This window comes from Methanobacterium sp., from assembly GCA_039666455.1.
Lineage (GTDB): Archaea > Methanobacteriota > Methanobacteria > Methanobacteriales > Methanobacteriaceae > Methanobacterium_D.
On sequence record JAVSLW010000009.1, the window covers coordinates 1 to 22,694 of the forward strand.

Below are 22,694 nucleotides of genomic sequence, written 5' to 3' on the forward strand. Positions count from 1 at the left end.
AGAAGAATTAAAAAATGTTTTTGAGGAAATATTTAAAGAAATAATAGGAGAAAAATCCTTTTATGAAAACTGGATTCAAAAATTCATATCAACAGTGAAAAATATTAAGTAATCAACTATACTCCTGATATTATAGGATCTGGATAACTGGTTGTATTGTTTACAGTTGTCGGTGATTGGAACGAATTATTACTAGAACTATTGCCTGCTGTGTTTTCTGCTGAAACTGCGCTGCTTAGAAGAATTATAAGTAGCGCTGTTAGTGCTAAGAAAGTTGCTTGTTTTTTCATTTCATTTTTCACCCCCTTTTAATTTTTTATGTGATCTTATGAGGTCATACAATACGTTCATACAATCATATGCACTGGTTTGTAATAATTTCATATATTAAGCTTTCTAAATGATAAAAATAGAAATATTTATTAATAGATTAAAAAAAATTCCTCTATGTATGAAGGATTTTAAAAAATAAATAATATATTAATATATAGATATAATTAAATAATAATATGGTTGTTGGGTCATAAAATATCCGGTTATAAAGTCATAATACTCATGAATTTCTCTATTACATCTCTAACTAACCAAATATCTACTAAAAATGGAAAACTGGAGAAAAAACACATAAAAAAAAAACCAGCATGTGAAAATCTCTGATTTTTCAACACCCCTAACTTTACAGACCCTAAAATAAAATAGATTTAAATAATTAAATCTTTTCAATTGCTGCTATAAGAAGCTTGATGGTATTTTCTATGTCTTCAAGGCTTGCAACCTCAACCGGAGTGTGGATATACCTTGTTGGAACTGATAAAACACCTGTGGGAATTCCCTCGCGGGTTAAATGAATTGCAGTAGCATCAGTTGTACCACCTTCACTTACTTCAAGCTGATAAGGGATTTCTTCCTCAATTGCAGATTCAATAAGGAGTTTTTTAACCATGGGATGCGTAATTGTTCCTCTTCCACTTGCATCTGTTAAAATAATGGCCGGACCTTTGTTAATTTTAGCAGGGGCATCTTCAAATTTAATTCCAGGGTGATCTCCACAAATAGTAACGTCCAGTGCAATCGCCATATCTGGATTTATTTTAAAAGCAGATGTTTTTGCCCCTTTAAGTCCCACTTCCTCCTGAACAGTGCCTACACCATAAATGGTTGCACTGGTTTTTGCGCGCTTCATGGCCTCAACAAGGACGTAACAACCCACCCTGTTATCAAATGCCTTTCCAGTTACCAGATTTCCCCGGAGATTTGAAAATTCATGTTTGATGGTTACAGGATCTCCAATGCTAATGAGTTCTTCTGCTTCCTCCCTGTTTGAGGCGCCTATATCAATAAACATGTTTTCATATTCAAGTACCTTCTTTTTTTCTGCAGGTTTCATCCTGTGGGGAGGTTTTGCGCCTATAACTCCCAGAATTTTTCCTTTTTTTGAATGTATAATGACTTCCTGGTTTAAAAGCATCTGGTCGTTAATACCTCCTATCTTGGAAAACTTAATGAAACCATTTTTATCAATAAATCTTACCATAAGCCCAATTTCATCCATATGGGCTGCAAGCATTATTTTCTTACCATTTTTGCCTTTCTTTACTGCAATTATATTGCCCATATTGTCAGCTTCAATTTCGTCAACATGGTCTTTTAACTCGTCTGTAATTATTTTACGGATTTCCTCTTCAAAACCAGATACTCCAGGAGCATTGGAAAGTTTTTTTAGTAATTCACTCATAATATACCTCTAAATCGTTATAAAGACTTGATTAAAATTAATATCCCCAGAATTATGATTATTATAGGTCCGGCCTGCTGTATAACTAATTGAATGGGAATAATGCCCAGGTTTATTGCATACCATAGTAAACCAGTGACTATGAAGATGATACTTATATAAACACCGTATTTATTAATTTTTCTTTTAGGCTTCTTTTTTTTGGTTCTTTCAGCTTGTTCTTCATCTGTTTTTATTTCTACTGTGTCTTTCATATCAATCCACTCAAACTATGATTTTAGATATCTAAAAGATTCAACAAATATCTTTATTAAGTGTAATATATTAAAATTTAAACAGATATATTTTTTCTATGGCTGAATTAATTTTCAGATAATAACTAAAAAAGTGAAATTTATGATACCCAAAGACCATCCACGATACCATTCTCTTTTGTCGAGGGAAAAAATCGTAGATGCATATAAATCAGGGATTTTAGCAGATGCAGGAATGATTGCTCATGGAAGGGGAGAAACATTTGACTATTTGATAGGAGAAAAAACAACTGCAGCTGCCAGAAAATCCATTAAAACCGCTGCTGCGGCACTATTACTTGCTAAAAATCCGGTGATATCTGTTAATGGGAATACCGCTGCACTTGTAAGCAGTGAAATAGTGGAACTGGCCGATATTTTAGGTGCAAAAATAGAAATTAACCTGTTTTACAGAACAGAAGAAAGAATTAAAACCATTTTAAAGGTGCTAAATGAAGCAGGTGCAGAAGAAGTTTTAGGAACTGAAAGTAAGGAATTAAAACATATAGAAGGCTTAAATCATCCGCGTGGAGATGTAAGTAGTGGAGGAATCTATAAAGCTGATGTGGTCCTGGTTCCTCTTGAAGACGGCGACAGGACAGAAGCACTGATTAAATCAGGAAAATTGGTTATAGCTGTGGATTTAAATCCTTTATCAAGAACTGCCAGGACAGCTTCCATTACAGTTGTGGACAACATAACAAGATCAATATCATGCCTTATAGAAAATGTTCTTAAACTTAAAGATAGAGATAGAGAAGAACTGAAAAGAATAGTTGACAATTTTAACAACGTTAATAACCTTAAAGATTCTTTGAAGGTCATGTTAAATTCTATTAATGAATTTGAAAAAGAGTGAAATCATGCAGGTAATTGGAGTGACCGGACTACCTGGATCAGGTAAAAGTGTGGTGGCAAGAGTAGCAAATAATCTTGGAATCAATGTAATTCGAATGGGAGACGTAATTAGAGACGAAGCACTTAAAAAAAATGCAGATATTGGAGAAACAGCAGTAAAACTCCGTGAAGATTATGGGAAATATGTGGTAGCTGAAAAATGCGTTGAAATAATAGAAGAAGCGTTAAAAAACACTACAGATGATAAAAATGAACTGAAATTTGTAATTGAAGGTATAAGAAGCCCTGCAGAAGTGGAAATATTTAAAAAACATTTTGGAAAGTTCAAAGTTATTGCTATCTACAGCAGCCCAAAAACACGTTTTATGAGATTAAAACGGCGTAAACGATCTGATGATTCGACAAGTATCCTTGAATTTAAAAATAGGGATGAAAGAGAACTTAAATTTGGGATTGGCAGTGTTATTGCAGCAGCAGACTACATGATAGTAAATGAAGGGCCAATCTGGAAGTATAAAAACTCAGTAAGAAACATATTAAAAAAAGAAATGAAAATACAGGGCAAAAAGAAAGGTAATTATTGAAGAGAATGAATAAGATTTAAAAATAGGGGAACATGTGGTTATGAACTGTGAAATATACGCTAAAGCATCAGTTAATCCAACAGAGGATATGGATAAAGTTATTAAAGCTATTGCAAACGTTATTGAATATGATGAAATTGAAATAGGGGACGATTACGTCTGTGTATCTGGAGGGATAGAAACAGTTAAAAATTTAAAAGACGAATTAAGAGAAAGGAAAATAAGGGGAGCTGTACGGAAAATAATGCTTAAGGGAATAACTGCCGGTAAAATTCACTTTAGATTAAGTAAACAGGCAGCACTTGCCGGGACATTAAATTTAGTGGAGGATAGTCTATGTCCTCTGGGTGAAATAGATGTTGAAATCAAAACTGATGATCCAGATAAATTAATAGACTGGATGGCTCCTGAAATAAAATAATTTCAGGAAGGTTTTATTTATCTATCAAAACTGCATCTTTAATTAAAAAATAACCACTATCTCTTTCCCAAATCACTTCAGATTCAGTAATTTTAATTTTTTTATTAAAAACAGGCCCATCTAAAACAAGAGTTTCTGCCTCGCCCCCTTCAAAGGCAATGTGTATTCCATACTTTTTATTTAAAGCAATGATATCTTCAAGAACAGCAGAATCGATCTTTCTACCTAACCAGGACTCGTCAAGCCCCTCTGCTGAAACGCTTGTAATAATAACCTCAAATCCAAGCTCAATAACTTCCTTCATATATTCTTCTGGGTCCCTGTGCCAGAGTGGAGCGTATGATTTAAGTCCTAATTCTTCACAGATACTGTCAATTCTTGATTTTTGGTAAACAGAATGTAATGCACCAGAATAAATACCTTCAATTCCTTCATTCTTTAAATCTCTTAAAACAGTGGTTAAATCCTCCAATTCTTCTTCTTTAATACCCTTTGTAACTTTCCGGATAAGAGGAACACCCAGTGCTTCAGCAGAAAGTTCTGTAATATGTATATTGGCCACGTGAAACATGTAAGAGGCAGGATTATCTGAAATTAAAGATACCAGATATTTAACTTCATGCCCTTCTTCACGAGCCTTATAATAAGCCATTGTACTATCTTTACCGCCTGAGAAGAGAACTGCCACCTTCATTATGCCACCTGAAATCTAATTTTCCTTCCTCAACCTTTCTTTAAATCTGTCAAAAAGGCTTATCAGTGTATCTATAAATAGGCCTGCAAGGCCCACCAGTATTCCAAGGAGGCCGCATAAAATAATTACACTGCTCTTATCAGGGATAATTGATTTTATATAATTAATCCTGTCCTGTGTGGGGCCCTGAATACCTGTAATAACAACATCTCCTGATAACTGGTTGGAAACATCATAGACCCGGGCAGATTCAACCTGAAGAGATGCATGGGCTGAGCTGTATTTAACGTCTATTGCACCTACAAGCATCAGCCAATCCTCTAATTTTTTAATCACATCCTGAGGATCAGCCTGATTTTGAATCTCAATTTCTATGGTATCATTAGATAGTATCTGGGCAGATCTTATTCCTTTATTGGAAGCAGGTATTCTTTTTGGGAGTACCGCTTTCCATTTATCAGAAAATGGAGTGGTTTTTACAGTTATTCCCCTAACTTCAACACTTTTAACTCCCTCAATTTGTCTGGCACTGTTTACAAACTGGTTAATGTTCAGATTTGTTGAAATATCCACATTTATGGTTTCTATGTCACTGGAAGTTGAAGTGTAAAATGAAGAGGCTATTCCAGGTATATCGTCCATCACCGGACTTATAAAAAAGACTCCACCAATTATTCCAACAATAAAACCAATGGATACCACCATTAAAAGGTTTTTTTTACCTATTATCGGTGTAAGGAGTGCGGTTGAGAAAACAAACACCATTAAAATGATGAATAAAATTACCATTATAATTACTGCGATGGCTTCCATGATATTTTTCCTGTCTGGTTATTAATTCTTTACTTCTTCGCTTCCAACGATAATTCCAGTTGCAGCATCAACATATATTCTTTTAAATATAACAGTGCCTTTCATAAGGGGAACAATCCAGACAGCAGTGTTATTGTTATTAATCATTATATTACCTTTTGCAGGTTCTCCTGCTGTAAAATTAGGTTGTGATGCAATTTTTTTGGCCTGATCAGCTGTAACCTGATAAGTTCCATTATTTCCACCGGTCACATTAACGCTGGTAATGTTACTGGATGTGGAGTTGTTGAACGTAGGAACCTGTGGGGCTGGGACTGGGGCAGGTTCAGTTACTGGAGCTTCTGATGTGTTGTTTACAACTTCAGCTCTGGCATTACCATTAAATGGTCCGTAGGCATACACTACCAGAATTACAGTTACAACGGCAACTATAATCAAAGCTTTTTTTTCCCATCCTGGTTCCAGATCCATAGGATAACTCCAGTTAAATAGTTCTTGTCACTTATAATGAAATAATTTTTATCATTTAAAAATCTTGTTAATATATTGATGTAAATCTTATGGTGCCATTGTCGTTATAAACTTTATACCGATCTCCAGCATTCATGGTAATATTTTCAATATAATCCTTAGCAATTAATTTTATGGGAATATTTTGTCCTTTATACGCCACTGTCACATATCCTGTACTGTTTACTTTTGCCGTATAATTAACATCATCACGAAGATCCAAGTTTATGGAATAACCAGCACCGTTTTTATAAACTGTGTTTATGGTTGTAGCTATTTTTTCACCAACAATCCTTACTTTTCCAAGATCTCCTGTTTCAGTTTTATCCATGCTGCTGTTAACAAGGCTGATAAAACTCCCTGCAATTATAATAAATATTAAAGTGACAAATATCAGCTCAGCACTTGCAATTCCTTTTTCGTCTTTTAAAATTTTAATCACCTAATTATATGAATAAGGACTGCCTGTAAGACCTAAAAATGTCTTATAATTTTCTGAAAGATAGAATATTTCACCATTTGGAGTACCTGCATCATCAGGTTCCCTTATTGTATTATATGTGTTTCCTTTTCTTGTTTGAAGTATAGTACCCGGAATATTTCTGAAATACTCATGATCGACCCTTGAAACATCTTTTCTACCATGTTCTTCCCAGAGAGGATCTCCCAATATAAATGTACTTATACGATTGTTTGGAAGACTTACAGAAGTATTATTTGTTCTATTCTCTAATCTGTCAAAGAAAGATAAACCTCTAAAATCCTGAAAATAATAAGGTCTTGGGAAAATACCGGATGGATTGTCAGTACCATTCATACATTCCCATAAGTAATGTAATTTAGTAGCTTCATTCATACCATCAATTGCAAAATTGTATTCTAAACCAAAAACAGGAGTATATGTTTGGTGAGGATATTTGTATATAATATTACTTTTTCTGTTTTTGGCATTTAACCAGATATATGGGTCTTCTATTCCTTCAATGGAAACATATACCTTTATTTTTGGAGTTTTTCCTTCATATACCTGATCTCTTTGAATAATTTTAATTGGTATTCCTTCTTTAATGTTCACATAAAACCCAAAAGGATCCTCCTGAGTAATGTTTAGGTCACTATCAGTGAAAGTTGTTCGGGTGTAATTGGTGATAGGGATATTATTTATGTATACTTCTCTTCCAGTTTGATATTCAATATTCTTACAGGTTTCAATAACATGTGAATTAAGATTGACCAGTATATGCGTTTTTATGTAGTTCTGGCTGTTGTTTAAAAATCTTTCATCATCAATAACTTTCCTTGTTGCATTATAAGCGCCGTTTCTGCCTGCATCAGCAGCACCCTTTTCAATTGAAGCATAAATATTGATAGCAGCATCGTGTGATACATCCCCTCCCAGTGCAATTGTAGAAATAGTATTTATCTCTTCAACAATTTCTCCATATGAAACTGCAATTATCATTACAGGTATAAAAAGTAAAAATACCAGTGGAGTAAATGTATAACCTTTTTCATCCATTTTAACGCCTTCTAAAGTTTAATTAAAAATTTTTTAGTTCCTCCATAATTCTAATCTAACAGGCAAAGCATTAGGTAAATCACCAGCATACATTGCTTCCTTTCTTATTAAATCAGGTTCTGGATTGATCCCTGCGGAGTTCAATATATTGATTAGTTCTACATAAGCAGCATTTTCAGCGGCGCTGGCATTTTCAGCATATGCTGTTGTCCAGACATTCTCTAAAAATTTAGGGTAAAGTACTGCTATACGTGACCCTGAAAATATTTCAGCATTAGCATCAAAATCCCCTGATTCCCAGTTATTTGCAGGTCCAGTAACTGTAACCATAAGATTATAAGTGCCGGGTTTTAAAGTATAATTTCCAGGAGTTCCATTAGTGAACACACGGGGTCCTGCAGCATCCAAGTTAGAAAGATCTATAGAATATGGGATTGTAGAATTATCATATAAAACTGCTCCACCCGGATATTCAATTTTTATGTTTCTTGAATCAGTTCCAACCCCTGCAAAAAACAATACCTTTTGAGCATCAGCCCCCACTGTAAAAGAACGTGTTTCTGTACGCTGATTATTATTACTTTGATAACTTTGGTAAGGGAAATTTTCCCATCTTATAGGTAATTTTGTAGTTGTAATTTGTGTGTAGCAACTAACAAGACCACTAAGGTCATAGTCATTTCCAGGAACATTGTCCCAAACAGTTATTCTTACTTTATTATTTCCAACCTGTAATGGGGCCGTACTATTAGGGCCAATATAAATTATTCCGGGAATATTTCCATAGCCATCACTCCTGGCACTGTATTGAGTTGAACCCACACTAAAAGAGCAAAAAGCAGTGTTCCAACGAGTACCGTCCCATACTTCAACCAAAGCATTATCTACCCCACCATAGGCATTTACCACAGTAAATGCATCAAATATTCGAGTATTAGAAGGAATATAAATATCCTGAACAATGCTAACTGCAGTTGCTGTACCTATATTGGGGATATTTGTTATAACAAAGGGAACACCATTATCAAAACCATGATTTCTATTTAACAGATTGCTCCAAGTTACTCTTCTTAAATTGGTGAAAGAAGTAACTGATCCCGTATTAATATCATATATTCTACCATATTCAGTGGCCTGTCCGTTTCCATCCAAATCCTGTGGACTTTCAACTGCCAGTCCTGCTGCATTGTTAAACGGAAATCTGGTAGTATTAAGTCCTTTGGGAACTTCTATGTTAGTTGTATAATTTCCTATTAATGAAAACCAGGGCATGTCATGCCCTCTCAAGTTACTATCAATATAGTTATAAACAGGACTTGTAAATTTGACACTATAGTTATTTACGCCGTTAACCATCCTATTATAATCAATTACTCCCTGATAATTGTACATCGGGAAATTTTGTCTATTACTACCTGATGTGGGAGGTGTTTTATACAAAAAATCAAACTGGTTTGCATTAACAGGATAAGTATATCCATTTAAAGTAAAGTTCAGTCCATACGCAGGACCTGTTCCTGTAGTTGAACGATTTTGATTACATGAACCTGCAAGGAAAACTCCACCTCGAATTGTTGCACCATTGGGAATAGAAAATTGTATATTTATTGGTGTGTTTGGAGCACCTGAAGCTGATCCCCAGTGAGGGAATGAAGCTAATCTAGCACGGCCATTACTATCTCTCCACGGAGAAAAATTACGTAACCAGTTGTGGAAATTCCATAAAGTGGTGGTAACATTTTGAGTTTGATTTTCAAATTCAACTTCCTCAACCTTGTACCACGCACGACCTACCCATCCTTCTTGAGGCCCAGATATTACTTTAACTCTTGTAGCTACATTATTAGAGTAAAGTAGACCTCTGTTATTGGTAAGAGACGGATTGGATCCAAGTGTTATTTTATAACCTATGTTTCCCGGTATCATGGAGTTTAATGATGAATTTAAAATCTGTGTAGCGTTATTTGGACGGCCACCAGCATAATAAACTGCTGCAGTATTCAATGTTCCATCCTGTTCCATCACTGCTAAAGCACTGTCAGCAAGTGCTTCGAGATGCTGATGGTCATCACCCATATAGACTGGCATCATCTGGTATGTAATAAAAGACGTGGTAAAAACCATAAAAATAACCAGTGCCAGTGTGGCATCTGTAGTAAATATAAATCCTTTATCGTCCATTTTTATCACTTAACCCATAAATAAAATAAAAATCTGTATCTTTTACGCTCAATATTATCTGGATTAATTTGACCTGGATCTGTATTCTTAGGAACCTGCACAATATAAACATCCAATGAACTCCAGGGATTACTTGTTCCTCTTACAGTAACAGTATTGTTCATGAAATAAGTTTCATTATATAAAAACCTTGAATCAACCTGTTTAGTTATATTAGCATATCTTGTTGCCTGACCGCGGAAATCATTAGGGTCTACAACTCTATTATTGTTAATTTCAACTGTTGCAGAATCATAACCTCTGTTAACCACTAAAGCCCAGTAATCAAAAGTATTTACATAATTTAAATTAGTTGGAAATGGATCAGGCGGACTTGTATAGACTCTTGGAGGGCCGGGATTATATCTAAGCAGATCCTTTGCAGATGAAACAATTTTCAAGTATCCATAAAGTACAAATCGTTCTATCCTTACAATATTTTTTGCACTGCTGTTATAGGTTCCTAACGTCTTAACTGAGTAATTATCTCCTACTCTTGTAACATTAAGGAAAAAACCGTAATCATTTCCAATCATGTCCTGAATATGGGATTGATTAAGTTGTCCTAACTTAATTGCGTCTGTCGTGCCTTCTACAGGTACACTTTTAATGTAATCATATTCAGCAAGCCCTGCTATTCGAGGATTTCCAGACATTTCCCAATCTATTGGACTCCCTGATGTTTCAAGTAATGAACGAACAGTATCTGAAGCAGCGCGTTCTGTTGAGCTTTGAAAAACAGCACTCTGCGTTAAATAAAGCATGCTGTCCATATTAGCTGCAGCCATACCTATTATCAGAGTAATGGGGATAAGTGCAAGTAAAAGGTCCAGAGAAAATATTTGACCCCTTGAATCTTTTCTTAATAGTCCCAATTACATCCCCCATGTTCTTAAATATACATATTAATGATTATCCAGTACTCAAACATTATTAATTGTTAGTTATTGCCATATAATACATATATATATTTGTAAAGTCTTATCTCACCTTGAAAAAGTATTATTAAATTTAAATAATTACTGATCCCATTTGATTTACAAATATATCAAAAAAGATTTTTTATCTAAAGAAATGGAGGAAAGTAGTAAATAATATAACTCTGTACAAAAATAAAATAACATGGTTAAAATGGATCAAAGAGGACAGATTTCAATAGAATTCGTGCTTGTCGTTGCTCTTATGCTGGTAATAGTTCTTTTAGTGGGAGCATATGCTGGAGATCAAAACGAAATAAACACGGTGACTGCAGCAGCAAGAACCGGGGCTATGGATGCTGCAACTGATTTAGCTCTTTTAAATAGGAATATGGAACCTTTAAGAGTTAATGATGTTAGAATAAATGGAAGTGGTCAAAATTTAACACTTTTAATAAATGTATCGGGCCCTATTTCAGATAACAGTAACAGGACAATATTTAATGCAACTTTACAGTCTATTGCTGACCTGGGGTATACAATTGACGTACGTAATACAACCAATTTCTTTGACGACGTGGTGGTAACAGGCAGGCATACATACGGTGTTATAATTGTCTAAGCGTTGCATAACTCTTTATGTACTTCAGGGCAATTCATTCTTCTTTTTTAGGTTAACGCAGTTTATAGATAAAAGTGTAAAGTTTCCCTACCACATAAGCTCAAAAAAGTGTTAATTTAATATTTCTATTATACTGCCTGGTTTATTTCCGTTCATGCTCAAAAATTTTTCTTCTATTTGAATTTTAACCCTGTTTCCATCATCTGCACCATAACTGTTATCCACAATGTAAATATCTGGCTTTACATTTGAACAGATATCATAATCAACCTTAACATAAGCTGTTTTTTTACCGGTTTCAATTACAGTCCCATAGGTAAAGTTTCGATGATATCTTATTCTGAAAATTAAAAAAACTGCAGCGACAGATATAACTGCAAATATTAAAACAGAAAGGGACGGTAGAAACTCAAATGAAAATGACATCACAAAATTGGGATTGGTTCCAACAAAAACCAGTGCCAACCCAACAGCAACATACATCAAAAAGAAATCACGGTAAGCATTAAAATCAGCCGCATACATTAATTTAATCTTTGAAAACAGAGTATAAACTATAAATACCACGCAGGCAAGTCCAGAAATTGCATAAAGGGTCAAAGATAAGAAATTAAATATAAAAAGCATTGAAATAACTAAAAATGCTCCAGACATGATTTGAAGCATGAAAACAGTTCTTTCCTTTTCTTCTGATGTGAATTCCTCTTTTAATTGTTTATTTTGGGTTAAGTCATTAACAAATATGGTACTTCCATCTGATTCATCTTTTCTATAAATTTCAGGAACTCCCATCTTTGATATTGTTTCCTGAATCCGGTTATCATTTTTTATTCTATAAATCTTTTCCTTAATAACATCAGGGTCCACCTTATCTTTGATATTATCAGTATTTATGCCTTTTAATCTGTTTGGAATGTTAGGTATCTCTAAAATAATCATTCCGACAAAATTAAATATCCCTATAACTAAATCTCCAAATATTGTAAATAATTTCATTAAAATTCCCTCTAATTTACCCTTCTAATAGTGATTTGATTTTGTCCTGTTAGCCATTCAACTTGAAGAGTATGCCAGGTTTTATTTAAAGTGATGGAAGTGGTGTTTAGATTGTAGTTAGTAGTACTGGAGACATTTTTAAGAGTTCCATCTGAAAGGTTAGTAATAATGAAAATTTCATTACCTCTGGTTTGAAGTTTCATATTGTTTTGAGGAATATAAACATTAAACGTTCTTTTAGAACCTGGACCGTTTGCATAAACTATATTTACTGCGTTTGCAGTGCTTTCAACCGCTATTTTTGCATCAGAAGTCCATGAAACATCGTTACTTGCATCAATGGCCTGTCCCATTAAAGGTATAGTTACAGCAGTCAAAATAGTTAAAATCACCACAATCAATAGCAAATATTCTGCTGAAATCTGTCCCTTATCATCCATTTCATTCACTACCTAAAAATTATGTTTATAACTATATATATTTTGGGTATATCAAAAATTAATGGCAGGTACCTTAAACTATAAGATCAAAACATTATACTCCAGATTTCAGGCTAACTAAATAGGAAATAAAGCACTTTCTGGAGTATAACTGCCAGATCTCCAATAAAAAGAGATATTAAAAGACCTATAAAAATTGATGGTGCAAATGGAACTCCTTTTTTAATTCTAAACTCCTTAGAAATTTTGTTTTCATTATAAAGTTTCTTTAAAAGTTCAATATCTTCTTCAGATAGTCCTGCAGCCATACTACTTATTATAAGCTTACCTTTAGGTTCCTGTAGGCCTGCAGTATCACCTTTCTTAATTGACTCTTTTATTCCCTCAAAAAGTCCCTTATCATCCACGTAGACTTCACCATCCATTTGATAGATGTTGTAAGCTGGAATCATCCCTTCCTTTAAATCCTTAATTTCATAATCATCCTGCAGCGCTTTCTTATTCACAGTTGTGAGGAGCTTTTTAACAATCTCAATGGCAGTTATCATTAAAAATAGTACAATTACACTGCTTATTGTTAATGTTAAATTACTGTAAAGTGCAAATACTGTTAAAGCAGATACAGCTACAGTCTTGATCCTGTTAGGTAACTTTGAAATAACAAGGGTTAAAAGATAAATTAAAATTAAAGAAACTATAATTATCTGAAAGGGTAGATAAGGAGTAATAATAATGGTCAGTGTAACTGCTGAGGTAATTACAAGCGTTAAAACTATATTTTTCCTGTAATCTTTAACTAGTGCAGTTAACTCATCCATTAGATACGGTTTCTTCTTTAAAGCTATGTAGAATATGAATATCAATAAAAAGGGGAGTATTGCAAGGATACTGTTAATTATCAGGGTGAATGGAAAAGGATAAGATGCATTAATGGGAAAGGAAGCACCTGAAATATTATAACCTGTAATTGCAGGATAAAATGGAAGTAAGGCTGCTAAGCATGTGAATAATTTAACATCTCCACCAGCCCATGCCCCTAACTTCCAGAATATGTATCCCAGAATAAAAATTGCTGCAGTAAAGATCAATGTATAAACTATTAGCCAGATATTACCCAGTATAAAGGCATAAAATCCATTTAGAACTATTCCAATTCCTATTAATGGAAGAGTTAATTTATTAGGGATAATTCCTGATTTTAAGTCAGTGTAACTGGCATATAAACATGCAGTAACTGCTATAATTGTACATAAAAAAGGTATCTCGGTCATTTAATCACCTTTGTTTTCGAATGCTGCCTTCATAAATGAAACAAAGATTGGATGTGCCTTATTTGGCCTTGATTTAAATTCTGGATGGAACTGGCATCCTAAAAACCATGGATGGTCTTCAAGCTCGATCATTTCAACCAGCAGATAATTGGGAGAAATACCAGAAATTACCAGACCTTTTTCCTGTAGAATTTCGCGGTATTCGTTGTTGAATTCAAATCTGTGTCTGTGTCGTTCATTTACTGTCTTAACTTTATATGCGTCATAGGCTAATGTGTCTTTTTTAATATTGCATGGATAAGAGCCAAGCCTCATTGTTCCACCCATGTATTCAACCTTTATCTGTTCAGGCATGATGTCGATAACTGGATTTTTTGTATCCGGGTCAAATTCTGTGCTGTTTGCATCTTCAAACCCGTGCATTCTTGCAAATTCAATTACCATGCACTGCATTCCAAGGCAAATTCCAAATAAAGGAACCTTATGATCAATTGAATATCTTACAGCATCCAGTTTCCCTGAAATGCCTCTTTCGCCAAATCCTCCAGGTATTAGGAGTGCATCAAGTCCTTCAAGTTTTTCTATGTCTATAGAATCCTCTGCGCTGATCCATTCAATGTTTACTTTAACTCCTACTTCAGCTGCTGCATGTTTCAGTGCTTCCCTTATACTGATATAAGCGTCTTCCAGCTCCACGTACTTTCCAATAATCCCAATAATTACTTCTGGTTCTTCAATTTTAAGGGATTCAACAATTTCACTCCAGCGGCTCAGATCAGGTTTTCCATCACTCCTTTTTATTCTTTTTAGAACATATTCACCCACATTTTCTTCATTTAAAATTAGTGGAACTTCATAAATTGAACCAACGTCAGGAGCATTTATAACTGCATCAACTTCAACATCACAGAAATGTGCTATTTTCTGTTTTAGGGGGGTATCAATTGAATATTCAGACCTGCAGACAATCATATCTGGATTGATACCAGTGCTTCTAAGCTCTTTTGTACTGTGCTGGGTTGGTTTTGTTTTAAATTCTCCAGCAGCTCTTAGATAAGGCACGTAAGTCACATGAATAAACATTACATTGTCATGGCCTTCCTCGTTACGTAATTGTCTTAATGCTTCTAAAAATGGCTGGCTTTCTATATCTCCCACAGTTCCCCCCACTTCAACCAGAACAATGTCAGCGCTGCTTTTACCTGCAATTTTTCTTACCATCGTTTTAATTTCGTCGGTGATGTGCGGTATTATCTGCACACAGGAGCCAAGGTAATCTCCTTTTCTCTCTTTTTCAATAACAGATGAATAAACTTTACCTGTTGTTATGTTAGAATCACCAGAAAGCTCTGTATCTAAAAATCGCTCGTAGTGCCCTAAATCAAGATCTGTTTCCATACCGTCTTCAGTTACAAACACTTCCCCATGCTGATAAGGGTTAAGTGTTCCGGAATCCCAGTTTAAGTATGGATCTATCTTTATTGCAGTTACATCAATCCCGTAAGACCTTAATATTCTTCCTATTGATGCTGCAGTTATTCCTTTTCCTATTGAGCTTACAACTCCTCCTGTTACTATGATATATTTTGACAGATGAACCATCTCCTCTAAAAAATCATTATTATCATTAAAATCTCACTCTGATTGGCTAAAATTATAAAATATAATTTCGGTTTACTGTTTTGGGGCATTCAATTTTGAAAAACTTAAAAAATTACTCATAAATTTATGACCTTCAATGGTTCCAAGAGAACCTCTTTTTGCTGAAAATTCATTGTACTGAGTTGCATCGTCCTTAATGCCGTTAGTAGAATACATTGCATAAGGAACAGGTTCTGTGGTGTGTGTTTTGACATATATTGGAGTTGCATGGTCTGGAAGTACTGAAATAGCGTAATCATCAAACCTGGGGAGTTCATCAAGAAGCTTTCCCAGTATCTTATAATCAATGTTTTCTATTGCTTTGATCTTTTCTTCAATATCTCCAGCATGCCCTGCTTCATCTGGAGCTTCAACATGGATAAATATCAAATCATGGTCATCCAGACCATTTATTGCATATTCTGCCTTCTGATTATAATCAGTATCATAATATCCGGTTGCTCCTGGAACATAAATGTTGGTAAGTCCAAGGTGAATCCCGATACCTTTAATTAAATCAACTGCAGTGATTGTAGCGCCTTTTAATCCGTATTTATCAGTGAACGAAGGTATTTGTGGTTTTATGCCCTGTCCCCATAACCAGATCATGTTTGCCGGGTTTTTACCTGATTTAACTCTTTCCTGATTTACCGGATGGTTTTTAAGCAATTCTTTAGATTCTCTCATGACTTTATTTAATAATACGGCGTTTTTATCATCATATGGCTTTAATAAATGCTCTTCAATACTTTTACCGACAATATCATGTGGTGGTGATGATTTAAGGGATTCTGAGTCCACATCATTAAACACAAAGAGATTCCTGTAGCTAACACCCAGATAAAATTTTCCTGTTTCCCCAAATTCATCATTTAATGCATTGATAAGCTTTTCAGATTCTTCTGTAGAAATATGGTTCGCATTAAAATCTGCTAATCTGCCATTTTTTTCTGTAATAAAATTGCATCTGAATGCTACCTGGTCTGATTTAAGATCAGCGCCTATACTTGCTGCTTCAAGAGGGCCTCTCCCAGTATAGTAGTCTTCAGGGTTATAACCCATAATGGAAAGGTTTGCAACATCAGATCCAGGTTCCATGTTATCTGGGACTGTTTTTAAAAACCCACTTACACCATTAAATGCCACGTAATCCATGTTGGGAGTTACTGATGCTTGAAGAGGTGTTTTATTGTCTAATTCTTTCAGGGGATAATCTGCCATCCCGTCTCCTATTATCACTATGTATTTCATATTTTTAGAATCTCCAGAAATATTTGAATTATTTAGACTTATAAATGCTTATGATATCACTTAATATAGCTGATGCAGTTTCTATTGACCCTGCTCCACATCCTACAACTGTAACATCCTCTGCGAGGTCTGTTTTAATGGTTGCAACATTCAGTGTACCTTCCACTGCAAATGGTGAACCTTCCTTTACAAGTCTTGGGGAAACTTCAAGGGTATCGGATGACACTTCACCAATTAATTTAATTAAATATCCCTCTTTTTGTGCAAGTGAAACAGCTTCTGGTGTTATTTTAGATATTCCAGTTATTTCAACATCTTTTAAGCTTACGTCCATATCCAGAAGAGAATTTGCAAGAATAACCACTTTACATGCAGCATCTAAACCTTCAACGTCTTGGGCAGGATTGGTTTCAGCTATTCCTAATTCCTGCGATTCTTTTAAAATCTGTTCATAAGAAGAACCCTCTCTGGCCATTCTTGATAGAATATAATTTGTTGTGCCGTTTAAAATCCCTAAAATAGAATCTATATCACATCCAGATAGGGTTTCATGGGCAAAATTAATAACAGGCATTGCCCCTCCCACAGAAGCTTCAAACTTAAATTCCACGCCGTTATTCTTGGCTGAATTTGCTAATTCTTTAAATGATAGTGCAAGAGGTCCTTTATTGGATGTTACAACATCTTTTCCATCGTTAAAAGCTTTTAGGATATGTGTTTTAGCAGGTTCACCGTTTTCTATGTCTGTGGGAGTAGCTTCAACAAGACAATCATAATCAGCTTTATCCAGCACCTCTAAGTTTGAAATTTTAGATATACCGTAATCAGGATAATTTGATACTTTTCCAGTTTTTTCCTTTACTTCAAGCAGTAAATCAGGGTTCAGGCCTTCATCATAAATTGCAGCTCCAGAGGTATCAGTTACTGCAGATATTTTAAGATCCACCCCATATTTTTCTTTTACTTCCTCTTTTTTCAAGGAGAAAACCTTTGCAACTCCTTTTCCAACCGCACCAAAACCTAAAATACATACTTTCATCTATTAAACCTCATTTATTACCAGAAAACCATAAGAAGTTCCAATTTCTTTAATTTTTTTCATTATTTCCCTTCTTTTGCCATATTCTGCTTCAATTATAAATTTTGAGGCAGATTTTTCAGGATGGTCTGACATTTTTAAGTTAAAATCTGCTACTTTAACCCCTTCTACTTCATTGAACCTTCTAAGTACATTCTTAACATCTTTATCAACTATGTCCCCAATTAAAATGGTGGTTACAGTTTCTTTTCTTAAAACACCATTAATTTCCATTATCTGAATTTTTTGAGCTTCAAGAGTATTTATAACTTTATCCAGAGTTTCTTCATCCCCTTCAATTGTAATTTGAACAGGAACAGTACCTCTCTCTGTTTTAACATCCCTCTGGTGAATAACGGTTACAATATTTGCTCCAAGCCTTCCTACAGGTTCTAACACATCCATTAACTGGCCAGGAATATCTAAAAGCTCTAAAACAAGATTTAATCTCATTGTTTAACCCATTTACTTTTTTCAACTATGATATTACCGTTTTCATCCAGATGTGCGTTTTTTAGAATTTTTTCAGGATTTTTTTCTTCTCCACGATCTGGACGTGTTAGGTTAACGTTATCAACTATGTAATGGGTTTCTTCAAGTTCAGGAATATCTTCCAGTGCTTTTTCGAATTTTTTTAATATGTCCTCAGCCGTCGAACGCGAAGCCTTTTCTATTTTCATATTTTAATCCCTCTAAAAACATTTGTTTTTGTATTTTTTTCCTTTTAAAACTTTTTTTAGCATTTTATGAATACCAGAACCGTACTGGGCAGCTTTTTTTGGCCGGTTAACAATTTCAGCAGGCACACCCAGCTCTGCAGCAACTTCTCTAAGGATGCATTTCCTTAACTTATCTTCTATTCCACTTATTTTATATTTCATAGGTATATTTATTGCAGTATTTATAATATCCAGATCAAGATAAGGAACTCTTAATTCCACACTGTTTGCCATGGTAACTGCATCATCACGCTGGAGGTTGACATGGTACAGATTTAAGATATCTTCTTTTAAATCTTCACGTGCAAGTTCTCCTTTTTCTTCATAAAGTCTTAAATAACGGTTGTATCCTCCAAAAAGTTCATCTGCTCCCTGACCAGAGAGCATGACTTTTAATCCGTCTTTATGGGCCATTTCTGATGCAATGTATGCAGGCATTCCCACACCGATTTTCATGATGTTGAATTCTTCTATTGCATCTAAAACCAGTGGTAAATATTTTTTAACATCTTCCACACCTATATTCCTGGTTTTTAGTTGAAGATTCATTGCCTCTGCAGTTTCTTTTGAAACTTTAATGTCAACTGAGTCTTTGTGGCCAACAGTGTAAAGAATGGTTTCAACTCCAAGGTCATCTGCAATTTTAGCAAGTAAAGTACTGTCTATACCTCCTGAAAACAGTATTCCAACTTTAGATAAGCCCTGAACTCTTTTTTCTACAGATTTTATTAAAAGGTTTTTAAGCTTCTTTTTAAGAGCATCCTTTGATAAATTCATGATATCTGGCGATGTTTGAACCTTTAAACCTGTGTTATCAAGTTTTAATAATTTTTTGTTGTATATCATTGAATCTGGAGGTAAGGTTTTAACATTTTCTATGCCTATATTCTGGAGTGCTTTTCTCTTTGAAGCAAATGCAAAAATATTATCCTCCTTATTTTCTCCAAAATATAATGGTTTCACCCCTACAGGGTCTCGAACTGCTGCAAAATTCTTGCCATCATATACTGCAAATGCATAGTCCCCATCAAGATATTTCATAGCTTTTTCAACGGCTTTATTAAGACTACCTTGATGAAATCTTTTAATCAAAGTTAATATTATTTCACAGTCAGAGTCTGTCTTAAAATCCTCATGAAATTCCTTTTTAAGCCCTCGAAAAATCCCACAAAATCTACGATTTTGTGGCCCCGAACACTCCATGTTCGCGGGCTCTGATTTTTCGGGGCATCGAAAACCGTAGGTTTTCGAAAGCCCTCGAAAGTTATATATCTCTCCATTGCAGATTAAAACCAGGTTATCATTAATCAGTGGTTGAAATTCGTTGCATCCTACAATAGAAAGCAAATTGTGTCCCATTCCAAAGTTACCTTCAGCTATATCTATATCTTCTAAATTACCATAAACTACTTTATTGTCCACAAACACTCCAGATCCATCCGGTCCTCTGTGTTTAATGGAAATAAGCATTTTTTTAATGTTTTCAGATATATTATTTCCAGTGATTCCCGCAATTCCGCACATTTCAATCTTCCTGAATGTAAAATTAATAATAACTGGTCCCTTACCATCCTTTTAGTATGTATTATTATTTTTACTGAATTTAAGCAATGAATTAAATATATTCTCTTATTTTTGATATATTTAATTTTTAAAACAATAACAGTATTTATTCAGGTACTGTAACTCTTTAAGTTTATTATTGAACTTTTACTTCTTTAATTAATTTATATATCCATAATAATTTTATGATGGTATTGAAACCAAATATCTGTATTTTAATTCCAATTTAACTTATTAACTCTTCTCTGGATGTTTTAAGTTTATTTATTAGTTTCCTATCTTAATTGTAAGAATTGAATTATTATACTTTTTAAAAAAAATAACTTATTATTCTGTTATTAATTATAATAAATTATTTATTAATAAAATTTTCGGTTTTAATAAAAATAGTAAAGCTTTTATTATTATAACAACATATTACTATTTGGTAATACTACAGAAACCCTATGAGATATACTACCATGAAAAAGAAAAAAAAGCCGGGAATTCATGTGTTCATAAAGAGTATAAAACCACTGTATCTGGCTTAATACTAAGATTAACAGTTCTTTAAGTATTTAATTCAGTTATATACTGCAAAATACCTGTTTGGGAACAATTTGCAGATATATCTTGTAATACTTAAGTGTTGATCTTTATGAGAAAATATCGCAAGCAGGGGTAACGCAAAACTTAAAGGTTTCATAACCTTACCCTGCGCCATAAAATAAAAAAATTGGAGGTATTTAGTATGAATAAAATATTAACAATCTTCCTGGGCCTTGTCTTAGTCGCAAGTTTTAGCGTGGGAAGTAGTGTGGTAGAAACTCCAGATGCACCAACAACTGATGGGGCAACAACTGATGGAGCAGCAGCTGATACAACAACCAGTGATGCAACAGGTACTGATAACCAAAATTCAGGTAATAATCCTGATGGCGCTTCAAACACAGAAATTATTATTGGTGAGGGCATAAGTAATCAAGATCAGGGTCAAACTCAAGGGCAGGGACAAGCAACCTACGTAAACGCTTCAAGCAACAACAACAATACAAACATAGCTGCTAACACAAACACTAACAGTGCTATAGCAACCAACAATAACACTAATGTCAACATTATAAAAGTAGGAAGTCCTGAAAACAACATAGCTATAATGATTGTGTCCAAAATTAAGCAGACAACAGGAGACAACAACGCTCAAAATTCCCAAACAAATAAACAAAACTTCCAAGCTCCATGTCCACACCCGGGTCCGGGTCCATGTCCACACATCCATCCACATCAACCCAACATGGTTGCTGCAGCAGGAGAACCAATCCATAAGGTAACACTGCCTGAAGAAGGCGATCCTGCAGATCCTGTAGGTATGCAGGAAGCTGGATTAAATATTGGTTCTTTGATAGTGGGTCTTGTTGGTATCCTTGGTGGATTAGTCGCAAGCAGGTTTGGATCATAATCGGAAAATCCGATTATCTTTTTATTCTTTAATATAATTTTTTTTTAGCTTCGTATTTGAAGGCTTTCAAACATTTCATGTTTGATGCATGAGAAACTTTCGTTTCTCTGCCCCAAAATTCTCCGAATTTTGAGGGCCCCGAAAATCTCTGATTTTCGAGGGCCGTACGAAATCTTACGATTTCGTGGCCCCGAACACTTCGTGTTCGAGGGCTTTCAAACATTTCATGTTTGATGCATGAGAAACTTTCGTTTCTCTGCCCCAAAATTCTCCGAATTTTGAGGGCCCCGAAAATCTCTGATTTTCGAGGGCCGTACGAAATCTTATGATTTCGTGGCCCCGAACACTTCGTGTTTGACGGCTTTCAAACATTTCATGTTTGATGCCCCGAAAATCTCTGATTTTCGAGGGCTTCCATAATTTGAACACCAGTAGATGTTCCTATTCTTGTTGCACCTGCTTCTATCATGTCTAAAGTGGTTTTTAAGTCTCTTATACCTCCTGAAGCTTTAATTCCCATGTTAGGACCAACAGTTTTTCTAATTAGAGCAATGTCTTCAAGTGTAGCTCCAGAAACACCAAATCCTGTTGATGTTTTTATAAAATCCGCTCCAGCTTCTTTTGCTATTAAACAGGCCCTAACTTTTTCTTCCCTATTTAGAAGCCCTGTTTCCAGAATTACTTTAACAATGTTGTTATCTGCAGCCTTTACAACCCCCATTATATCTTCTTTAACCAGATCATCATGGCCAGACTTCAGAGCTCCTATGTTCATTACCATATCTATTTCCTGGGCCCCGTTTTCAATGGCTTCTCTTGCTTCGAATGCCTTTGTTTTTGGAGTATTTATGCCAAAGGGAAATCCAATAACAGCACAAACCTTTACATCATAACCTTCTAAAAGTTTTCTTGAAAGTGCAACGTTTACTGGAGTAACACATACACATGCAAAGCCGTATTTTTTTGCATCGTTACATAGGTCTTCAATATCCTCATCACTTGTATCTCGCCTGACATTGGTGTGGTCAATCATTTTTGCAAGTTGAAAAGATTTTATCATTCATTCACCATTTTCTCTTTTTATATTCTTAGTTTTTTTAAGTTAAATAAG

General features: G+C 34.6%; 24 protein-coding genes. 5 read left to right on the top strand and 19 right to left on the bottom strand.

Annotation, left to right across the window (positions count from 1 at the left end; all coding sequences use genetic code 11):
• Positions 1-709 precede the first annotated feature (709 nt).
• Positions 710-1,735, bottom strand: a complete 1,026-nt coding sequence (locus tag PQ963_01985) for a M42 family metallopeptidase (protein MEN4028437.1) — start codon at positions 1,733-1,735, stop codon at positions 710-712.
• A 17-nt stretch (positions 1,736-1,752) separates the two neighbouring features.
• Positions 1,753-1,989, bottom strand: coding sequence for a hypothetical protein (locus PQ963_01990; GenBank protein MEN4028438.1), 237 nt, complete (start codon positions 1,987-1,989; stop codon positions 1,753-1,755).
• A gap of 142 nt (positions 1,990-2,131) precedes the next feature.
• Here PQ963_01990 and PQ963_01995 point away from each other — a divergent pair, with 142 nt between their 5' ends.
• From PQ963_01995 to PQ963_02005, 3 genes are read left to right on the top strand one after another with little or no spacing between them, the layout of a single operon-like run.
• Positions 2,132-2,887: a 4-phosphopantoate--beta-alanine ligase gene (locus PQ963_01995; protein MEN4028439.1), complete on the top strand. Its 756-nt coding sequence runs from the start codon at positions 2,132-2,134 to the stop codon at positions 2,885-2,887.
• A gap of 4 nt (positions 2,888-2,891) precedes the next feature.
• Positions 2,892-3,470, top strand: a complete 579-nt coding sequence (locus PQ963_02000; GenBank protein ID MEN4028440.1) for a nucleoside monophosphate kinase — start codon at positions 2,892-2,894, stop codon at positions 3,468-3,470.
• Between the two features lie 40 nt (positions 3,471-3,510).
• Entirely contained in the window at positions 3,511-3,891 is a 381-nt protein-coding gene (locus tag PQ963_02005; protein MEN4028441.1) for an RNA-binding domain-containing protein, read from the top strand.
• 13 nt (positions 3,892-3,904) lie between these two features.
• Here PQ963_02005 and PQ963_02010 read toward each other — a convergent pair whose 3' ends face one another.
• The 7 genes from PQ963_02010 to PQ963_02040 form a co-directional block, all read right to left on the bottom strand.
• Positions 3,905-4,585: a TIGR00289 family protein gene (locus PQ963_02010; protein ID MEN4028442.1), complete on the bottom strand. Its 681-nt coding sequence runs from the start codon at positions 4,583-4,585 to the stop codon at positions 3,905-3,907.
• 15 nt (positions 4,586-4,600) lie between these two features.
• Positions 4,601-5,398 (bottom strand): hypothetical protein, encoded by a 798-nt coding sequence (locus PQ963_02015; protein ID MEN4028443.1) that lies wholly within the window; start codon positions 5,396-5,398, stop codon positions 4,601-4,603.
• Positions 5,399-5,419: 21 nt separating this feature from the next.
• A complete protein-coding gene (locus PQ963_02020; GenBank protein MEN4028444.1) occupies positions 5,420-5,869 on the bottom strand; it encodes a peptidase in 450 nt (149 codons plus the stop codon).
• Positions 5,870-5,936: 67 nt separating this feature from the next.
• Positions 5,937-6,350 (bottom strand): hypothetical protein, encoded by a 414-nt coding sequence (locus tag PQ963_02025; GenBank protein MEN4028445.1) that lies wholly within the window; start codon positions 6,348-6,350, stop codon positions 5,937-5,939.
• Positions 6,351-7,427, bottom strand: coding sequence for a hypothetical protein (locus PQ963_02030; GenBank protein ID MEN4028446.1), 1,077 nt, complete (start codon positions 7,425-7,427; stop codon positions 6,351-6,353).
• A gap of 33 nt (positions 7,428-7,460) precedes the next feature.
• Positions 7,461-9,608, bottom strand: coding sequence for a hypothetical protein (locus PQ963_02035; GenBank protein MEN4028447.1), 2,148 nt, complete (start codon positions 9,606-9,608; stop codon positions 7,461-7,463).
• A gap of 5 nt (positions 9,609-9,613) precedes the next feature.
• Positions 9,614-10,522, bottom strand: a complete 909-nt coding sequence (locus tag PQ963_02040) for a hypothetical protein (protein MEN4028448.1) — start codon at positions 10,520-10,522, stop codon at positions 9,614-9,616.
• A gap of 256 nt (positions 10,523-10,778) precedes the next feature.
• Between PQ963_02040 and PQ963_02045 the strand changes: the two genes are divergently transcribed.
• Positions 10,779-11,186: a hypothetical protein gene (locus PQ963_02045; protein MEN4028449.1), complete on the top strand. Its 408-nt coding sequence runs from the start codon at positions 10,779-10,781 to the stop codon at positions 11,184-11,186.
• Positions 11,187-11,297: 111 nt separating this feature from the next.
• Here the strand turns inward: PQ963_02045 and PQ963_02050 are convergent, their stop codons facing one another.
• The 9 genes from PQ963_02050 to PQ963_02090 all read right to left on the bottom strand — a co-directional run bounded on the left by PQ963_02050 (position 11,298) and on the right by PQ963_02090 (position 20,106).
• On the bottom strand, positions 11,298-12,182 hold the full coding sequence (locus PQ963_02050; GenBank protein MEN4028450.1) for a DUF2101 family protein: 885 nt from the start codon (positions 12,180-12,182) through the stop codon (positions 11,298-11,300).
• A gap of 11 nt (positions 12,183-12,193) precedes the next feature.
• Positions 12,194-12,622 (bottom strand): class III signal peptide-containing protein, encoded by a 429-nt coding sequence (locus tag PQ963_02055; protein ID MEN4028451.1) that lies wholly within the window; start codon positions 12,620-12,622, stop codon positions 12,194-12,196.
• 113 nt (positions 12,623-12,735) lie between these two features.
• Entirely contained in the window at positions 12,736-13,893 is a 1,158-nt protein-coding gene (locus PQ963_02060) for an A24 family peptidase C-terminal domain-containing protein (protein ID MEN4028452.1), read from the bottom strand.
• Positions 13,894-15,495: a CTP synthase (glutamine hydrolyzing) gene (pyrG, locus tag PQ963_02065; protein MEN4028453.1), complete on the bottom strand. Its 1,602-nt coding sequence runs from the start codon at positions 15,493-15,495 to the stop codon at positions 13,894-13,896.
• A gap of 72 nt (positions 15,496-15,567) precedes the next feature.
• Positions 15,568-16,785, bottom strand: coding sequence for a cofactor-independent phosphoglycerate mutase (locus PQ963_02070; GenBank protein ID MEN4028454.1), 1,218 nt, complete (start codon positions 16,783-16,785; stop codon positions 15,568-15,570).
• A gap of 28 nt (positions 16,786-16,813) precedes the next feature.
• On the bottom strand, positions 16,814-17,824 hold the full coding sequence (locus PQ963_02075) for a homoserine dehydrogenase (GenBank protein MEN4028455.1): 1,011 nt from the start codon (positions 17,822-17,824) through the stop codon (positions 16,814-16,816).
• Positions 17,825-17,827: 3 nt separating this feature from the next.
• Complete coding sequence (locus PQ963_02080) at positions 17,828-18,316, bottom strand: amino acid-binding protein (GenBank protein MEN4028456.1); 489 nt, start codon at positions 18,314-18,316, stop codon at positions 17,828-17,830.
• Positions 18,313-18,543 carry an Asp-tRNA(Asn) amidotransferase subunit GatC gene (gatC, locus tag PQ963_02085; protein ID MEN4028457.1) on the bottom strand — a complete coding sequence of 77 codons (231 nt, stop codon included), beginning with the start codon at positions 18,541-18,543 and terminating at the stop codon, positions 18,313-18,315. The genes PQ963_02080 and gatC overlap by 4 nt, the downstream gene beginning before the upstream one ends.
• Positions 18,544-18,555: 12 nt before the next feature.
• Positions 18,556-20,106 (bottom strand): asparagine synthetase B, encoded by a 1,551-nt coding sequence (locus tag PQ963_02090; GenBank protein MEN4028458.1) that lies wholly within the window; start codon positions 20,104-20,106, stop codon positions 18,556-18,558.
• 769 nt (positions 20,107-20,875) lie between these two features.
• On the opposite strand from PQ963_02090, the gene PQ963_02095 reads away from it, so the two are divergent.
• Entirely contained in the window at positions 20,876-21,583 is a 708-nt protein-coding gene (locus PQ963_02095; protein ID MEN4028459.1) for a hypothetical protein, read from the top strand.
• Between the two features lie 373 nt (positions 21,584-21,956).
• On the opposite strand, the gene deoC is transcribed toward PQ963_02095, so the two are convergent.
• On the bottom strand, positions 21,957-22,643 hold the full coding sequence (gene deoC, locus PQ963_02100; GenBank protein ID MEN4028460.1) for a deoxyribose-phosphate aldolase: 687 nt from the start codon (positions 22,641-22,643) through the stop codon (positions 21,957-21,959).
• Positions 22,644-22,694 lie beyond the last annotated feature (51 nt).

Coding starts and splice junctions, on each gene's coding strand:
- PQ963_02035 (MEN4028447.1), bottom strand. CDS start 9,608: ATGGACGATAAAGGATTTATATTTACTACAGATGCCACACTGGCACTG.
- PQ963_02005 (MEN4028441.1), top strand. CDS start 3,511: ATGAACTGTGAAATATACGCTAAAGCATCAGTTAATCCAACAGAGGAT.
- PQ963_02020 (MEN4028444.1), bottom strand. CDS start 5,869: ATGGATCTGGAACCAGGATGGGAAAAAAAAGCTTTGATTATAGTTGCC.
- PQ963_02075 (MEN4028455.1), bottom strand. CDS start 17,824: ATGAAAGTATGTATTTTAGGTTTTGGTGCGGTTGGAAAAGGAGTTGCA.
- pyrG (MEN4028453.1), bottom strand. CDS start 15,495: ATGGTTCATCTGTCAAAATATATCATAGTAACAGGAGGAGTTGTAAGC.
- PQ963_02070 (MEN4028454.1), bottom strand. CDS start 16,785: ATGAAATACATAGTGATAATAGGAGACGGGATGGCAGATTATCCCCTG.
- PQ963_02095 (MEN4028459.1), top strand. CDS start 20,876: ATGAATAAAATATTAACAATCTTCCTGGGCCTTGTCTTAGTCGCAAGT.
- deoC (MEN4028460.1), bottom strand. CDS start 22,643: ATGATAAAATCTTTTCAACTTGCAAAAATGATTGACCACACCAATGTC.
- gatC (MEN4028457.1), bottom strand. CDS start 18,543: ATGAAAATAGAAAAGGCTTCGCGTTCGACGGCTGAGGACATATTAAAA.
- PQ963_02000 (MEN4028440.1), top strand. CDS start 2,892: ATGCAGGTAATTGGAGTGACCGGACTACCTGGATCAGGTAAAAGTGTG.
- PQ963_02055 (MEN4028451.1), bottom strand. CDS start 12,622: ATGGATGATAAGGGACAGATTTCAGCAGAATATTTGCTATTGATTGTG.
- PQ963_02015 (MEN4028443.1), bottom strand. CDS start 5,398: ATGGAAGCCATCGCAGTAATTATAATGGTAATTTTATTCATCATTTTA.
- PQ963_02090 (MEN4028458.1), bottom strand. CDS start 20,106: ATGTGCGGAATTGCGGGAATCACTGGAAATAATATATCTGAAAACATT.
- PQ963_01995 (MEN4028439.1), top strand. CDS start 2,132: ATGATACCCAAAGACCATCCACGATACCATTCTCTTTTGTCGAGGGAA.
- PQ963_02030 (MEN4028446.1), bottom strand. CDS start 7,427: ATGGATGAAAAAGGTTATACATTTACTCCACTGGTATTTTTACTTTTT.
- PQ963_02045 (MEN4028449.1), top strand. CDS start 10,779: ATGGATCAAAGAGGACAGATTTCAATAGAATTCGTGCTTGTCGTTGCT.
- PQ963_02050 (MEN4028450.1), bottom strand. CDS start 12,182: ATGAAATTATTTACAATATTTGGAGATTTAGTTATAGGGATATTTAAT.
- PQ963_02010 (MEN4028442.1), bottom strand. CDS start 4,585: ATGAAGGTGGCAGTTCTCTTCTCAGGCGGTAAAGATAGTACAATGGCT.
- PQ963_02080 (MEN4028456.1), bottom strand. CDS start 18,316: ATGAGATTAAATCTTGTTTTAGAGCTTTTAGATATTCCTGGCCAGTTA.
- PQ963_01985 (MEN4028437.1), bottom strand. CDS start 1,735: ATGAGTGAATTACTAAAAAAACTTTCCAATGCTCCTGGAGTATCTGGT.
- PQ963_02060 (MEN4028452.1), bottom strand. CDS start 13,893: ATGACCGAGATACCTTTTTTATGTACAATTATAGCAGTTACTGCATGT.
- PQ963_01990 (MEN4028438.1), bottom strand. CDS start 1,989: ATGAAAGACACAGTAGAAATAAAAACAGATGAAGAACAAGCTGAAAGA.